The following is a 16,244-nucleotide window of genomic DNA, read 5'->3' on the forward strand; positions in this document are numbered from 1 at the left end:
ATGAAAATGACAGAAGCATTATGTGGCAAAAATTAACTCAAAAGCTCTATGCTATTCGTTGACGTCCGGAGATACGGTACGCTCAATTTTATAGAATAGAGCTTTTTTGTTCGTATGATTCATTTTTGCAATATGCTTCTTTCGGTGATTAAACCGGTGCATACCGCTCAAAAAGCCAGTCTTCCAGTGCATTTAAGTTATCATCGGAATGTTCTACTTCCCGGGCATATCTCCAGGAGATTTCTTCCACATCCTTCATGGAAAGTTTCTTTCCATTTTCCAGCCATCTGACCATCAGAAATTCCTGTATCCAGCGGACAGAGAACAATGCCAGTTCCATCTTGGAACAGACCATATCGTCGTAGACAGCCCCGCAAAAATAGGTATAGACAAAAAACATTAAAAGCTGCTCGCCCAGATTTTCCCATTCTTCTTTGTGACTTCCTAAGCTTCCATATGCCTTATGAAATTCTTCGCAAATTTTATGATAGGTTTCCTCACTTCCCTGATACAGCCACTTTTCAGCACCATCCAGCACATCATCCCATTCCGGACGCAGGCGTTCCAGACCGCGTAGTACCTGCAATTCTTCTATCTGGCGTGCCCACCGATGGAGAGATGCTGCATCAATGCCTTTTTCAGCAAGACTTTCTGATACAAATTCCTGGAGTTTTTTTCTCTGATGATGAGCTTCACAGTTTCGCAGAAGTTCATCAATTTCATATTCCTTCTGCTCTTCCACCCGGATCTGATATTGTTCTGTCAGCTGTTCGGATGCCGACATTCGGAGAGTCAGAGGAAGGGATCGATCCTGTAAAATCGAAAACAGAACATCTCTTGTATCTTCCAACTGGGAAAACATCATAAAATCGAATTCTTCAAAATCGTCCTCCAAATCGTCCTCTTCTTCCAGAAAACGGACCGGTTCTTTACAGGAAAGAATGATTCTAGCCGCCTCCGGACAGGACAGGGAAAGAGATAATTCCCGAAGTCCCTCGTATTCTTCCGTATGTCTCGGGTACATCCGGCAGGTATCACAAAGAGAATCTGGTCCCAGTGCTTTATAAAGATCGCAGAGATTTTCTTCATTTAAAAATGCACAGCGCCGATTGTTCTGGTAAAAACATTCTTCATCCCAGTCAATAGAATTGCGTAATCGCGTTCCGAACTCGCTCTTTTCATCTCCATATCGCTCCAGAGAGGCTTCATCAATCACGATCTGCCATCCGGCACAGCAGCTATCCGGACAATCTCCTGCTGTACAGACAAATTTATCATAATAATGTGGTTCTAAATATCGCATTTATTTTCCTTCTTTCTTTTTATATAGATCCAGGCACATAAGGCAGTAAAAATAACAGCCGCAGCAATCCATACCGACCATACCGGAATCGGACAGACTCTTGCGTTCATCATGTTCAGTCCCTGATAAAGTGTGAAAGCACCAAATATGGAAAAAATAACAAATGCCAGTGTATTCAGCAGCCCATCGGGAGTTTTGCTCTTTAAAAGATATCCAACCAGCATTCCGAGAATATCCGCTGCAAAAAGTCCCAGAGAGCATCCAATCCATACAACAAAGGCTGATTTCATGCCTTCATTGGCTCCGAACGTGATGGCTGTAAGCTGAGTCTTATCTCCCAGTTCTGCCACAAAAAATGTACAAAAAACAGCTAAGGGTGCGAACTGAATCTTTGATTTACCGCCCTCCTCCTCTTCTTCTTCATCATCACCGGCAAGAGTCGATGCGGCGAAATACAGAAATGCAAGTGCTGCAATCATCTTAATAAGCCAGTCAGGAATAAATTCACTGACAAGTCCGCCCGCCAGAACCGCAAGACCATTCAGAACAAGAATCGCCGCCGCAGTTCCTAGTATAATATCTCTCAACTTATATTTTGAAGTCAGAGCAATCAGCATAAGCTGGGTTTTATCGCCCATCTCTGCGATAAATTCTGTAAAAAACACTTTAAAAAACAGCATCATTTTTCATTTCCTCCTAGATGTAATGCATGTTCCTTCACCGCTCACTGTCGATTATGATGTCCTCCCTTTTTTGCATCAATGCACAAAAGAAAAACTCATGTATATCAACTGACAGCTATGCATGATACAAAAACTGTCGTCCATCGATATACATGAGTCTCATTATTTAAGATTTGCCAGATTATACAGTTGCTATAATCAGAATGTTGACAAACCACACTTTCGCGCTAACTACTCCCTCATGGAATATTGAATTTACTTGATAAATAGTATCAAATAAAGAATGTGTTGTCAACGGAATTTAACGCTTTTACCTACGATTGTTTCATTCGGGTTATGATCTCATTTGCCCTTTTGTAAACTTCCTTTGGCTCCACCCCAATGAAGAATTTCTGGTCTTCATAGAGGATCTTGCCGTTGATCATGGTCATCTTCACATTCTGTTTGCTTCCGCTGTATACCAGGTTTTTCATCGGGTTGTTGATAGGTTGCATATTCGGCTGGTTCAGATCGATCATAATCAGATCCGCCTTTTTGCCTTCTGCAAGGCAGTCGCAGTCTGTCAGTCCCATTGCTTTTGCACCGCCGGTTACTGCCATTTTCAGAACTTCTTCTGCTGGTACTGCAGATGCATCCCGATCATGAAGTTTTCCCAGTCCCGTCACTAAAAACATTTCCCGGAACATATCCAGGCAGTTGTTGCTGGCTGGTCCATCTGTGCCGATGGCCATATTGACTCCGTGTTTCAAAAATGCCGTAGTGTTGGCGATGCCGCTTGCAAGTTTTGTGTTGGATCCAGGATTGGTTACCGCTGTCAGTCCTTTCCTGCGGAAGAGTTCTATTTCCTCATCGGTAAACCAAATGCAATGATATCCACCGCCCCCATGTTCAAATAAGCCCAGGGAATCCAGATAAGCTGCAGGTGTAGTTCCATGGCGCTGTACACACTCTGCCACTTCCCGTTCTGTTTCTGACATATGAGCAAATACAGGAGCCTTGTAGCGCTGTGACAGCTCGGCAATCTTTTTTAAGAGTTCTTCGGAACAAGTGTATTCTGCATGAAATCCCAGACAATACCTGATCAGCTCATCATATTGGTTGTAGGTATTAAAATCTGCCTCCACTTCCTCCAATGAAGAGGAAAAATCATTGATTCCGCTGACGAGTACACTCCGGAATCCACATTCTACCGATGCTTTAGCCATCATTTCTGTATTCAGATACATATCAAAGCAGGAGGTAATACCGCTGGTCAGGTATTCCATGATTCCCAGTTTGGAGAGCCAGTAGATATCATCCGGCTGTAATTTTGCTTCCATCGGGAAGATCTGCTTTGTCAGCCAGTCCTGCAGCGGCATATCATCCGCATAGGATCGAAGAAACGTCATGGCTGTGTGCGTATGTGCATTTTTAAAGCCCGGCATGATGAGATTTTTTTCTGCATCGATCTCACGGTCCCACACATTGCCGCATTCCTTATGAGGACCTACATATGTAATAGTGTTCCCTTCGACCCATACCTCTCCGTGGATGATATCCATATTTCCATTCATCGGAAGAATCTGGGCATTATAAAAACGAATATTCATGTTCTACCTCTTTCCTTTGTCGTAAATCTCTCCAAGTGCACGAGGAGCACGATTGTATTTTGAGAAGAAAATCAAAAGCAGCATTGTAACGATATAAGGCAGCGTCATGGCAAGATCCGAGTAACTGCTGGGCATCTGCATCTTCTGGACAAGATAATAGCCTCCGGATCGGGCAAAACCAAATAGCAGGCAGGATCCAAGTGTAGGAAGGATCTTCCAGTTTCCGAATATCATGGCTGCAATCGCCAGATATCCGTATCCCACATAGATGTTGGAAGAAAAGTTCGCTGAAATGGAATAAGCAAAGCTGATTCCAGCCAGACCGGACAGAGCACCGGATACAAGGACTGCAATCAGACGAATCCAGGTAACATTCTCTCCTGCTGCGTCTACTGCGTGAGGATTATCTCCACAGGCACGAAGATTCATGCCATAACGCGTTTTATACAGCACATACCAGGCAACAACTGCGATCAGAAGGATCAGGATCTCAAATGGATAGACATCTTTAAATGCGGCTCCAATTACTGGGATGCCGGAGAGCAGCGGAATTGTAAACCGTGCAGACACACCCAGAACAAATTTTTCCGAAGCTGCACCGAACACAAGGCGGTTTAAAAGTTTTGTAAAAAATGCAGTCAGTGACATAGCCAGGATATTGATCACGACTCCGCCAATGATCTGATTTGCCTTCAGACGGATACATAACAGTCCATATAAGAGCGAATACAGCATTCCACCTGCCATGGCACATACAATTGCGAGATAATAAGGAACCTGGGAATTGCTTCCAAAATAGCCTGCAGCCAGAACGGCCACAAAGGCGCCTATAAATGCCCCCATTCCCTGCAATCCCTCCAAAGCCAGATTCGTCACGCCGCTCTTTTCGCTGTAGATCCCTCCGATTGCCATTACGAACAGCGGGATCGCAAAGGATAAACCATCAATCAGGATTCGTTCCATCAGCTGATCCCCCTTTCTGTCTCTTCATTTAACTCTTGTTTCATTCGATTCACTTTGTAACGGATATATACACCGCAGGCGGAAAACAGCAGGATCAATCCGGTGATAACGGATGCGATCTCTGATTCCAGACCGGATGATGAATTCATGTAGGTACTGCCCTTGCTGATCACTGTGATCAGAAGAGATGAAAATATGATGCCGATGGGATGGTTTCCTGCAAGAAGTGCCACTGCGATGGCATCAAAACCGGTGCTTGGAAGGACGCGGGGCTGAATCGAACCAAAATACCCCAGGTAGTACGTCACTCCTGCCAGGCCTCCTAATGCACCGGAGAACATCATCGCCATGATCATGCTTTTGCCAACATTGACACCTGCATACATGGCCGCTTTTCTTCCAAGTCCCACGCATTTGAGTTCATAGCCAAATACGGTGCGATCTAGCACGAACTTCACCAGGACTGCAGTCAGAACTGCAAGAAGGATTCCTAAGGGAATATCCATTTTCAAGTTTCCGACGGGTGTGTCCATCAGAGTCAGGCGGGATGCTTTCGAGACGGCCTGGACTGCCTGGAAACCGGATTGATATAGTACGTGTTGATGAAAAAGCTGATCACATACTGGGCCGTATAGTTTATCATGATCGAAGATACGACTTCATTGATATTAAATTTGTATTTTAACCAGCCAATAAGTGCACCGATGAGTGCACCAACGACTGCTCCGACAATCAGTACGCATGGCTTAGCCACCGCTGCCGGAAGGGAACTATATCCGATCACCAGAGTTGTGATAAAACCAGAGGTAAGCATCTGACCGGAGACACCGATATTAAAGAGTCCGGCACACATACCGACTGCTACTGCCAGAGACGCAAAAAGCATCGGAGTCCAGGCATTCATATAACTGGTGAAGTCGGTCAGCATATTCTTATATCCGGCATAACTCGGTTTCGGGAGGAATCCAGCCCCCTGAAGAAGGTTACCATAGGCCGACAGAGGATTCTTGCCAAGCGAAAGAATGATCACAGCTCCAGCCAGAAGGCTTAAGAAAATGGCCGACATGGGAATGGTGATACCCTGGTATTTTTCATTTCCCAGGAGTCTGACAAGCATCTTTTTCAATCTGTGTTTAATTTTCAGCATTTTGGTGCACCCCCATCATAAATTCTCCCACTTCATTTGATGTAAGCGTTTTTGCAGCTGCTATTTTCTGGATTTCTCCATTATATATTACTCCGATGGTATCTGCACAATTCATGATCTCATCCAGCTCTAACGAAATCAGCAGGATTGCCTTTCCTGCATCTCTCTGTCGGATAATCTGCTTATGGATATTTTCGATGGCTCCGATATCCAGACCTCTGGTTGGCTGCACAAAGATCATCAGAGGAGACTGAAGTTCAATCTCTCTTCCGATGATGGCCTTCTGCTGATTACCGCCGCTCATGGAGCGGACAATGGTCTTGTTTCCCTGACTGCTCCGGATGTCATACCGGTCAATCAGTTCATTTCCGTACTGGGAAAATTCTGCTTTATCCAGTACACCTTTATGGGAAAATGGTTCTCGGAAGTAGTTTTTCAGTCCCAGATTTTCCTCCAGGGTAAAATCCATGACCAGGCCGCAGCTCTGCCGATCCTCCGGAATATAAGAGATTCCTTCCAGGGTTCGTTTGCGGATGGAGTAATTGGTGATATCGACTCCATTCAGAAGAATACTACCTGAAGCTGCCTTCTCAACTCCTGCAATCGCATCTGCAATCTCAATTTGACCATTGCCGGATACTCCGGCAATGGCAAATACTTCTCCGCCGTGGACAGAAAAGGATACATTTTTTACTACTTCAAAATGATCCTGATTTTTTACAGTGAGATTCTTTACCTCTAACACAGTCTCCCGGTAATGAGGCTCTGATTTCTCTACTTCAAAAGAAACTTCCCGTCCAACCATCAAATTGGCCATCTGCTTTGTAGAGGTCGTGGCGACATCTAGAACATCGATGAGCTTTCCTCTGTTTAAAATCGCACATCTATCTGCAATTTTTTTTGATTTCCTCCAGCTTATGGGTGATCAGGATGATGGTTTTTCCATCATCTCTGAGGTTGCGGATGATCGTCAGCAGGGATTCAATCTCCTGAGGCGTCAGCACTGCTGTCGGCTCATCAAAGATCAGAATTTCAGCTTCCCGGTACAGCATTTTCAGGATCTCGACACGCTGCTGTGTCGATACACTTGTATTTTCGATCACATCGATCGGATTGACTTCCAGACCGTACTTCTTAGAAAGCGCCTCGATCTCCTGATCTGCTTTTTTTAAATCAACATAGGGAAGGATTCCAAACAGTTTGTCTTTCTTCTTTAAACCCAGAATAATGTTTTCTGTAATCGTGTAATTCTGTACCAGCTTAAAATGCTGATGGACCATACCAATATTGAGTTTTGTTGCGTAGCTTGGAGAATGAATCTGTTCTTTCTTACCCCGATGAAGATCTCACCTTCATCCGGTTCATACATACCAAATATCATGCTCATCAAAGTTGATTTTCCGGCACCGTTTTCGCCAAGCAGTGCGAAGATCTCACCTTTTTTAATTTGAAGCGTCACATCATCGTTTGCCACGATACCTGGGAAACGTTTTGTGATGTGCTTCATTTCAATGATATATTCCGACATTTAAGCCTCCTCATTTTCTGGTACAGAACGTATTATTTCAATCCTGGGAAATCTTCCGGCTCAATTCCGTTAAAGTTTGCTGCCGGAACGATAGTTCCATCTTTTACAAGTTCATATGCTTCGTCCATCTTCTTCACGGTATCCTCAGACATGCTTTGACGTCCTTCCTCTGTTACATAACCAACAGAATCAGAATCTGCACCTAACAGAGCGTTTGCTCCCTGGAAACCTCCGTCTGCGATAGCATTTAATTGTTTCTCTACGTTCATGCTCATAACTTTCAGTACAGAAGTCAGAATAATGTTATCAGAACCGTTAGCACCATCATCATACTGGTCTACGTCACAGCCTACTACTTTTACATTGCCAGCTTCTTTAGCAGCAGTAAATACACCGTTTCCAGAACCGCCTGCAGCTACGAACAGAATATCACAGCCCTCATCGATGAGAGCTTTTCCAACAACTTTACCGGTTGCTTCATCTGCAAAGCTTCCAACATAGTTTCCACCTACATTTTTATTGGTAACGTCAACGCCTGCGTAAGATGGGATCTCTACGATCTCAACACCGGTATCATATTTCTCATTTGCGTAATTGACACCACTCTCAAAACCGTACTGATAGTTTACATTGCTTGGGTATGCAATACCGGTTACTACAGCTACCTTTTTGCTTTCAGACTCCAGTGCAGCTGCCATTCCCGCGAAGAAACCTCCTTCCTGCTCCTTGAAAGTCATTGCATAAATATTATCACATTCGATGTCATTACCCTCAGAATCGGTCGGATTCGTATCTACAAGGATAAAATCTACATCTGGGTTATCGGTTGCGATGGTTCCGATTCCGGAGAATTGGAAGCCCGGGCATACGATCACATTGTAGTCTGCAACGATATCAGCAACTGCCTGAATAACTGCAGCCGGATCACCGGTTTCCTCGCGAACCGGAGTTACGGTTGCTCCCGGATGAGACTCGATAAATTTCAGGATACCGTTGTAGTTATCCTGGTTAAAGGAGCCGTCATCTACACCGGATGGACTGGTCACGATGGCGATCTTTAAATCTCCATCAGCGTTCTCAGCAGAAGCTGCTGTTTCAGCCGTATTTTCCTTTGTCTCGGCTGTATTATTGTTTCCACCGCATCCTGTCATTAACGCTGCGGATACTGCTACACCTGCTACAATACCAAATAATTTTTTCATCAATCTTTTCCTCCTATTTTTTGTTTTTGCCAAACATATTTGCAAGACTCTCCGTATACGGTGGTCTGCAGATTCCTTTTTCCGTTACAATTCCGGCGATCAGCGTGTGATCGGTTACATCAAATGCCGGATTATAACATTTGACACCCTCCGGTGCCATCGGTTTTTCATAAAATTTGCTTTTGATCTCTTCCGGACTTCGAAGTTCGATCTGGATATCATCGCCAGTTGCACAGTCAAGATCGATGGTTGAACTCGGTCCTAATACATAGAACGGAATTCCGTAATGTTTTGCAAGGATTGCAACACCACTGGTTCCAATCTTATTGGCCGCATCACCGTTGGCAGCGATACGATCACAGCCTACGAAGCAGGCCTGGATCCAGCCGTTTTTCATTACAATGCTGGCCATGTTATCACAAATCAATGTTACATCGATTCCTGCCTGCTCTAACTCATATGAGGTAAGTCTTGCTCCCTGAAGAAGCGGCCTTGTCTCATCTGCAAATACATGGAAATTCATGCCCTGCTCTTTTCCAAGGAAGAGAGGTCCTAAGGCAGTTCCATAGCGGGAGGTGGCTAAGGGTCCGGCATTGCAATGTGTCAGAATTCCGTCTCCGTCCTTAATAAGGCTTAAACCATATTCAGAAATCGCTCTGCACATCTGGCTGTCCTCTTCCTGAATATCCATGCACTCTTTCTTCAGATATCCAAGAATCTCTGGTACAGAAGCATCGCTATGGCTTGTCACTACCTGCTCCATGCGGTTTAATGCCCAGCTCAGGTTCACTGCCGTTGGACGGGAAGAGTTCAGATAATCCTTATACTCTCTGAATTTCTTTAAAAACTCATCGTAATCCCCGGTTTCAATCGTTCCGGCCAGAACATACATTCCAAATGCCGCACAAATTCCGATTGCCGGTGCTCCCCGGACTTTCAATTCAAAAATGGCATCATACAGATCCTTCGCCGTTCCAAGGGTCAGGTATTCGGTAACCGTTGGAAGCTTAGTCTGATCAATGATGGTCACAGCTTTGCCGTCTTCATGCAAGTACACATTTTTGATTGCTTCTGACTGATTGTCCACTTTATCATCTCCTTTGTTTTTTATTCATCACTCAGATCATTTTACCGATTCGAACTATGGATTCCGTAATCAGCTGTTTAAATAACGGTGCAACACGGTCAGCTGTTTCCTTCACTTCCTCCGCACTCAAAGGCTGATCAGTCATTCCGCATCCCAGATTGGAAATGCAGGAAATACCGCAGACCTTCATGCCCATATGATTGGCAGCTATGGCCTCGCATGCGGTGCTCATTCCTACTGCATCTCCTCCAAGTATCCGGCACATTTTTACTTCATGGGGAGTTTCAAAATTCGGACCGGACAGCTGGATATAGGTTCCCTCCTGAAGCGGAATCTGAAGGTCTGCAGCAGCACCCCGGATGATCTCACAAAGGTCCTTACGGTAAATCTCAGACATATCGCTGAAACGCTCTCCCAGCATCTCCTCATTGGGTCCGATGAGAGGAGACGGTACAAAATTACTGATCTGGTCGGTGATCATCATAAAATCACCGGCTTTGTAATCATAATTCACACTGCCGGAAGCATTGGTCAGAAACAAGACCCGGGCCCCCATCATCTTCATGAGACGGGTGGGAAGAACTACATCCTCCATGGAATATCCTTCATAGTAGTGGACACGTCCCTGCATGATTACGACCGGGACATCTCCTACGTATCCAAAGACAAATCTGCCCTTATGTCCGCTGACTGTGGACACAGGAAAACCCTCAATATCATGATAATCCAAAACAGCTTCTACCCGAATGGTATCTGCATAATCACCGAGTCCGGATCCCAGCATCAGTGCCACCTCCGGCTTAAAATTAATTTTGTCTTTAAAGCACTGATAGCATTTTAATAATCGTTCATACGCCTTTGTCATATCAGACCTCCTCGTATTCTTTGATCACAACCGGATGTCCTGAACAGAGTGCAAGATGATAGATCTTTGCAGCATCCTCCACATAAACACTGTTTGTATATGCTTCCGGTAATGTTCCGCCGATAGCCACGACACCGTGATTGGCCATCAGACAGGCATTTTTCCGTTCCAGGATTGGAACTGCATTCAGACCAACCTCTGCACTTCCCTGCTGTGCATAAGGACTTACCTCCAGTTTCCCTTTTAAGAAAGGAATCATTTCAATCAGTACAACTGGAATTTCCTGATGGTTTACCGCAAAACTGCTTGCATAAGGAGAATGTGTATGCACCACCGCATTAGCATGGGACAGGTGACGGTAAATCTCAGCATGCATTTTCCACTCGGAAGATGGCTTGTGTCTTCCTTCGACCAGATTGCCATCCAGATCAATCACTACGATATCCTCTTCCGCCATCAAACTGTAATCATAGGAGCTGGGAGTAATTACGATCCACTGCTTCTCACGAAAGTAAGCACTGATATTGCCGCTTGTTCCGGCCATCAGCTTTTCATCATGGGCCTTTTTCGCTGTCATCAGCACATTTTGTTTCAGTTCCTTCAAATCTGTCATAATCTTATCGCTCATCTCCTTTGGTTTTTGATTTTCTTTCCGCTTTCCCTTCCAGGACAGGGATCTGATGTGCCTGGAACCATTCCCATAGGTCCGGATTGGTTTTTCGGATGGAATGATCCACAACCACCTGACTGAGCTGCTCCAACTCTCCGATCACATACACCTCGTTGCGTCCGATCTTCGTATTGTCCACCACCAGGATCTTATGTTTCGCCTGCTTTAATACCTGACGACGGATATCTGCTTCTTCACGGGTGGAATCTGTAATACCTGCCTCCAGACTGCAGCCGGCACTGCTGACAAATGCATAATTGATAAAGCAGGTTTTCATCTGTTCCAGTACGGTCTGTCCTTCAAACGCTTCCCGATCGCGATTCAGCTCACCGCCAAATAAAATAAGACGAATCTGCGGATTCGCATCAATCTCCTTTGCCACTGCCAGAGAATTGGTCATGACGGTCAGCTTGCCGGGAAAATCCGCTAATTGCTTCGCAATATGAAGAGCCGTGGTACTGCAATCCAGAAAAATGGAACTCTTTTCGTGGATCCATTGCATGCAGAGAGATGCAAGAAGCTTTTTCTCTTCCTGCATCACCTTGCTGCGAACCGAGATGGGAGTTTCATTGCCAAAACCTTCGTTTAAGTAGGCACCTCCGTGAACACGGTTTAATTTCTCCTGTTTTTCCAGTTTTTCCAGATCCTTTCGAACCGTTTCTTCCGTAACTCCCATTTCACGGCTCAGATCCGTCACCATGACTACTTTATTCTTCTCCAGCATGGACAAGATGTATTCTGCACGTTCGATTGCATGCATATTACTGATAGTCCTCACCTTCCAGGTAATTATAGAAAGCGGTATTGCAGAAGCGTTCAACCGGTACAACTTCCAGGCCGTCGGAGATTTCCGTCAGTTTTTCAACAACCTCATCTTTATCTTCCGGTAAGGTAAATGGATGAATGGAATACGTATCGTTCGTGATTACGCAATCATAGATCTGATGATAATCAGTCTCCGGCATATCTGTTCTGGTTGAAGAATAAAGCGGCTGCCACCAGGATGCATAGAGCAGGCCCTTTGCTTCTTCATTTCCTTCATTTTTCTTTGCGTACGTCTTGATTACTTCGTCAAAACGATTCATATCCTCAAGATTGTCGAACTCAAGCTCAAGGTCATATTCTACTGCATATACCAGTGCAAGATCTTCATATTCTTTTACTTCGTAGGTTGGAGTAGCCTCCGGGATCGGACCCCACTCCGGCAGATACTGGTAAATACTAATCTTCGGCTCAAGCTGAACCTTTGCTGTGATATTCTCGCTGTTCAGAAGCCCCATCAGCTGATGTACATGTTTGATATCAGAATGACCGTACTGTAAGGTCAGTTCCGGTAAAAAGCGGGCACTGTATGCAGCAGATTTTAATCCATATCCGGTGGTTACCTTGTTCTGTACAGCTTCTTTTCCGATCTCTGCCAGTTTGCTGTCATCAAATAAGATAAAGGAATTCCATGCCTGGTCCAGTTTCGCGTAAATGTCTGGATCATTTGACATGCCAAGGTAGTTTCTTGCGTCTCCATTTGCATTGGCAATTGCCATCAGAAGACTGATTTCATCCTCAGCTGTAAAGGCATCTTCTGCAACGACTTTTTTCGCAGTTTCGGAAGTGATGAGGCTGGTATCCAGAGCAGTAGCAACGTATCTGGCATATTCATTCGTCTCATCCATCTTTACCCCATATTGTTCAAGACGATCTTTAATCTTATCTTCCGGATAGCTAAGAGCAAGCTCTTCATAATCAGCAGCAGCCACAGCAGCTTTCACAGCAGAAAACCAGGTCATGTCCCCCTCGACAGCCGGTGCCTCATCTCCTGCTACCTTTTTCAGGTCAGCGGAAAAAGCAGCACTGTCCGGATCTTCTTTGATCTGTACATCGAAAAACTCTGCCAGATATTCTGTCTCATGGGCATCAGCCTCTTTGGTTTCTTCCTGAGCTGCTTCTGTCTCCTGAGCAGCAGAAGTCTCAGCCGGTTTGGTCTCTGCGCCGGTCGGTGCTGCATCCTTTGCACCACAGCCCCCTACCATCGCGGTTGCGGCCATAGCAGCCATCATTACTGCAAGTTTTTTTCTCATCTCTTCTTCTCCTCTTATATGTATTTATTAGTTTTGCTACTAACTAGCAGCTGATTTATTTACATACATTATAAGCACCTTTTATAGGAAAAGCAAGTACTAATCTTTTTTTTTCTTTGTTTTTCTGTTTTTTGTTTTGTTTTTTCACCATAGGATGAGGTTTTCTATGTCACAAAAAGATCCCCCGAAAAATCGAAGGGATCTTTCTAGGAGAGCTGAATTGGAATCCGAGCTTCCAGTTTGCAAGTTTAAGTTCTGATTTAGCTAATCACTTGCAAAAGTAAATTCTGGCAAATCAAAATATCATGATTTTTATGGACGTTAGTTTTGCAAAGTTCTTCAAAACTGGAATTTACTATTAGAAACAAGTTGTTTTATGCTTCATATGCTGATATACCCTTGAATAATGTACTGTTTCACTTCAAATACGTGACCGCAGCAACAACACTTAAGCTTTCGCATAACAACAATTCCCGGCTCGCCCAGAAGTAACTCCAAGGATGATTTTCCCTCACTGGCTGCCACATACGCATCCATCTTCGCCTGTTCCTCATCCGTCAGCTGAATATGCCACCAATTATGTTCCTCATGGCACTTGGGACACGGCTGGTTGATTTTGTAAAGTCTTCCCATAGTCTGATCTCCTTTCGATTTTTTCTGCCCAACTATATCATCATCGAATTCGAATTTCCAATTAGCGGTTTCTGCGGATAACGTTTTGAGTCAAATTTTCGCTCAGACGTTCCTGCCTGAAATCATAAAGCGCTTTATCATAATTCCGGTTTTGGAATTCTTGTGACCCAATCCATTCCGTGTTTATAACCCACTTCAGTACACTATTTTTGAAATTTCCAAAATGGAGCGATTTTAAAAAGTAAGTTTTGAGTTAGGTTTTGAACTCTTTCAGACCGAAATCCTTCTTACCATGAAAAATGGCTACGGAATTGCTTCCGCAGCCGTTGTGCCTGAAAACCGTACCTTGGCACCGTGATCCCTCACAGGTTTTTTACAGGGTGATTTGAAAATCTGCATGATATGCTTTTCCAAAGCCGTCTCCATGAACCGAAACACATAACCCGATAACAAATAACCGATAAGCGATGACAATGAACCGTAACCACTCGTAATTTTTTGTTAGAAGTATGCCCTGTACGGAAATTCTACTTAGATATCCACCTCAAACAGCACCGTCTGATTATAACGATCCAGTGCAATCTGCATTTCCATGATCGTATTGGAGATGCGGTCATATTCCTGCCGGATCAGTTCCGGATCGTAGTTGATATACTTATACTCCGGTGCCGAACCAGAAGAACCGAAGGAGTTGCCATAGACTCGCGTTTTTGGAAGTCTCTTGCGCATATCGTCAAGCACCGTCTTTCTCTTGTTGAGCTGCGCCATCCGGATTAGGATGCCGTCAATGCTCATTTCCTGAGCGCCGACCTGCACTTTTGCGGTGGCATTGGTCAGATTCAATGTGTGCTTGATAGTAAGGATCTTCCTGTCAATCTCATCAATCGTATTCGCAACAGTCATGTAATCATATTCCGGAACGACTGGTTCCTCGTTGACCGCAGCCACGTAAGTACTGGATGTCGATTCCTTGTTTACCCAGAATGCCTTGTCTTCTTCCAGGCTTCTCAGCATCTTATTTGCATAAGCCGATGTAATTTTCTGCATGATTTTCGCCTCCCACAATGTTCTTATCAATATAAATAAAAATGATCTCAGTCCCACAGATCCCAGAGATATCTGGTAAAAAGCTTCATTCCTTCTTTCATACACCGATCTCGGTATGCTGCCAGTTCCTTCTCCGCTGCAAACCATTGGTCCAATATTTCCTTGTATTCCGGCACATCGGACATGGTATGCACACAGTAATAACCTTTATCTTTTTCCTGCTCTTTTTCTTCTTCGGTTTTCAGCTTTTCACCAAACATCCCGTATTTCCGGGTGAAAGCTTCTCTTGCCTGATCATATGCTTCTTCATATGGATTTTTCCGGTGACAGGTTTCCTCGTTTGCCTCCCGAAATAGAAATTCCATATGTTCCAGGATCCGGTTCCATTTCCGCACATTCTCTTCTTCGGTTCCTGTGAAAGATCCCGGATATCCATGACCGTTGATACGTAGATCGTTGAGCATGTTGGGGATGATAACAAGAAACCACTGGTCAATCGCCCAGGCATCACGGTAGCAGTATCCGTAACGCAATCTCTGACAGATGCAGATGATATCTTCTTTCCAACGTTTTATCCATCCCAAGGGGGAAACGTGAATCGGTCCGTAAGTAAGAAAAACAAGACATTCCGGTTTGCGCATCTTACTTTTCCGTTTCTTTCGCAGAATATCATTTAACATAAATTTATGTTCCGATTCCATGTTTCACCGTCCTCTCCGCTATCATTTGTTTCTGATCCGATTGTAAATCATACGGCAACGGATGTCATTCAACCATCGGTTTAAAATTCCCCATAAACGAGGAATATCCCCGTCAATGACGAGGATATCTTCAATCGTAGTATGCAATAATCTACTTAAAATAATGAAGTTGTCGATGCTGGGTAACGATTTACCGGACAGCCATTTGTAAATGGCCTGCGGATTTTCAAACCCGAAAGCTCCCTGGATTTCCCGAATCGTATACCCTTGTTCCAAAAGCAGTCTTCTTATGCGTTCCCCTGTCTCTTCCGGCTGGATTGACAAATACATTGGTTCCATACTTTGCACCTCCATGATTCAGGACCGTGTTTCTTGATAACGTAAATATTCTACCACGGAAAGGACAGACCCACCAGTACCAATCATACTATAGCAGTAGGGAATGTATGGTTTTTCCTACCACTATTATATGATCTTTTAAAAAAATATCAATATATATACTTATTGCTTTGATACAACACTTCTCAATAAACAAATTGCGTTCGTTGCAATTAGCGTATTCCAACCTTGTAACTCGTTTTATTTCACTATTTTTGAAATTTACAAAATGGAGCGCTTTTAAAAAGTAAGTTTTGAGTTGAAAGGAAAACACTTTATCAGCCTTGTTCGCGATAGATGGGAAAACACAGTTTTCAGGTTTTTCTCTCTTATTCGCGATAAAAGGGAAAAACCATTTGCAGGTTTTTCCCTT

General features: G+C 44.1%; 19 protein-coding genes. All 19 read right to left on the reverse strand.

The genetic code is table 11. The annotated features are described in order from the left end of the window. Positions 1 to 148: 148 nt before the first annotated feature. Positions 149 to 1,303 carry a flagellin lysine-N-methylase gene (fliB, locus tag DWZ16_RS06335; protein WP_118522474.1) on the reverse strand — a complete coding sequence of 385 codons (1,155 nt, stop codon included), beginning with the start codon at positions 1,301 to 1,303 and terminating at the stop codon, positions 149 to 151. After that, positions 1,291 to 1,986: a TMEM165/GDT1 family protein gene (locus DWZ16_RS06340; RefSeq protein ID WP_118522475.1), complete on the reverse strand. Its 696-nt coding sequence runs from the start codon at positions 1,984 to 1,986 to the stop codon at positions 1,291 to 1,293. Before DWZ16_RS06340 ends, fliB begins: the two co-directional genes overlap by 13 nt. Positions 1,987 to 2,300: 314 nt before the next feature. Next, positions 2,301 to 3,575 carry an amidohydrolase family protein gene (locus DWZ16_RS06345; RefSeq protein WP_118522476.1) on the reverse strand — a complete coding sequence of 425 codons (1,275 nt, stop codon included), beginning with the start codon at positions 3,573 to 3,575 and terminating at the stop codon, positions 2,301 to 2,303. 3 nt (positions 3,576 to 3,578) lie between these two features. After that, entirely contained in the window at positions 3,579 to 4,538 is a 960-nt protein-coding gene (locus tag DWZ16_RS06350) for an ABC transporter permease (protein WP_118522477.1), read from the reverse strand. Next, positions 4,538 to 5,044, reverse strand: coding sequence for a hypothetical protein (locus DWZ16_RS16645; protein WP_412694295.1), 507 nt, complete (start codon positions 5,042 to 5,044; stop codon positions 4,538 to 4,540). The genes DWZ16_RS06350 and DWZ16_RS16645 overlap by 1 nt, the downstream gene beginning before the upstream one ends. A gap of 32 nt (positions 5,045 to 5,076) precedes the next feature. After that, complete coding sequence (locus DWZ16_RS16650; protein ID WP_412694296.1) at positions 5,077 to 5,685, reverse strand: hypothetical protein; 609 nt, start codon at positions 5,683 to 5,685, stop codon at positions 5,077 to 5,079. Next, complete coding sequence (locus DWZ16_RS16005; RefSeq protein WP_243015351.1) at positions 5,672 to 6,490, reverse strand: ATP-binding cassette domain-containing protein; 819 nt, start codon at positions 6,488 to 6,490, stop codon at positions 5,672 to 5,674. The genes DWZ16_RS16650 and DWZ16_RS16005 overlap by 14 nt, the downstream gene beginning before the upstream one ends. Before the next feature lie 79 nt (positions 6,491 to 6,569). Then, positions 6,570 to 6,965 (reverse strand): ATP-binding cassette domain-containing protein, encoded by a 396-nt coding sequence (locus tag DWZ16_RS16655; protein WP_412694297.1) that lies wholly within the window; start codon positions 6,963 to 6,965, stop codon positions 6,570 to 6,572. Then, positions 6,899 to 7,213 carry an ATP-binding cassette domain-containing protein gene (locus DWZ16_RS16660; RefSeq protein ID WP_412694127.1) on the reverse strand — a complete coding sequence of 105 codons (315 nt, stop codon included), beginning with the start codon at positions 7,211 to 7,213 and terminating at the stop codon, positions 6,899 to 6,901. Before DWZ16_RS16660 ends, DWZ16_RS16655 begins: the two co-directional genes overlap by 67 nt. A gap of 32 nt (positions 7,214 to 7,245) precedes the next feature. Continuing rightward, positions 7,246 to 8,415, reverse strand: coding sequence for a BMP family lipoprotein (locus DWZ16_RS06365; RefSeq protein WP_118522478.1), 1,170 nt, complete (start codon positions 8,413 to 8,415; stop codon positions 7,246 to 7,248). 13 nt (positions 8,416 to 8,428) lie between these two features. Further along, the gene (gene mtnA / locus DWZ16_RS06370; protein WP_243021942.1) at positions 8,429 to 9,502 is read right to left on the reverse strand and encodes an S-methyl-5-thioribose-1-phosphate isomerase; all 1,074 of its coding nucleotides are present in this window, start codon (positions 9,500 to 9,502) and stop codon (positions 8,429 to 8,431) included. Positions 9,503 to 9,533: 31 nt separating this feature from the next. Then, positions 9,534 to 10,367 (reverse strand): purine-nucleoside phosphorylase, encoded by an 834-nt coding sequence (locus DWZ16_RS06375; protein WP_118522479.1) that lies wholly within the window; start codon positions 10,365 to 10,367, stop codon positions 9,534 to 9,536. Between the two features lies 1 nt (position 10,368). After that, complete coding sequence (locus tag DWZ16_RS06380; protein WP_118467704.1) at positions 10,369 to 10,980, reverse strand: class II aldolase/adducin family protein; 612 nt, start codon at positions 10,978 to 10,980, stop codon at positions 10,369 to 10,371. Between the two features lie 4 nt (positions 10,981 to 10,984). Beyond that, positions 10,985 to 11,797 (reverse strand): DeoR/GlpR family DNA-binding transcription regulator, encoded by an 813-nt coding sequence (locus tag DWZ16_RS06385; RefSeq protein ID WP_106999897.1) that lies wholly within the window; start codon positions 11,795 to 11,797, stop codon positions 10,985 to 10,987. Position 11,798: 1 nt separating this feature from the next. After that, positions 11,799 to 13,112 (reverse strand): hypothetical protein, encoded by a 1,314-nt coding sequence (locus DWZ16_RS06390; protein WP_118522480.1) that lies wholly within the window; start codon positions 13,110 to 13,112, stop codon positions 11,799 to 11,801. 381 nt (positions 13,113 to 13,493) lie between these two features. Next, positions 13,494 to 13,745 (reverse strand): hypothetical protein, encoded by a 252-nt coding sequence (locus DWZ16_RS06395; protein WP_117795419.1) that lies wholly within the window; start codon positions 13,743 to 13,745, stop codon positions 13,494 to 13,496. A gap of 531 nt (positions 13,746 to 14,276) precedes the next feature. Continuing rightward, positions 14,277 to 14,792: a hypothetical protein gene (locus DWZ16_RS06400; protein WP_106999899.1), complete on the reverse strand. Its 516-nt coding sequence runs from the start codon at positions 14,790 to 14,792 to the stop codon at positions 14,277 to 14,279. 47 nt (positions 14,793 to 14,839) lie between these two features. Next, positions 14,840 to 15,493, reverse strand: a complete 654-nt coding sequence (locus DWZ16_RS06405; protein WP_118293498.1) for a hypothetical protein — start codon at positions 15,491 to 15,493, stop codon at positions 14,840 to 14,842. A gap of 21 nt (positions 15,494 to 15,514) precedes the next feature. Next, entirely contained in the window at positions 15,515 to 15,832 is a 318-nt protein-coding gene (locus DWZ16_RS06410) for a helix-turn-helix domain-containing protein (protein ID WP_106999901.1), read from the reverse strand. Positions 15,833 to 16,244 lie beyond the last annotated feature (412 nt).

This window comes from Clostridium sp. AF29-8BH (genome assembly GCF_003478145.1).
Classification (GTDB): domain Bacteria; phylum Bacillota; class Clostridia; order Lachnospirales; family Lachnospiraceae; genus Otoolea; species Otoolea fessa.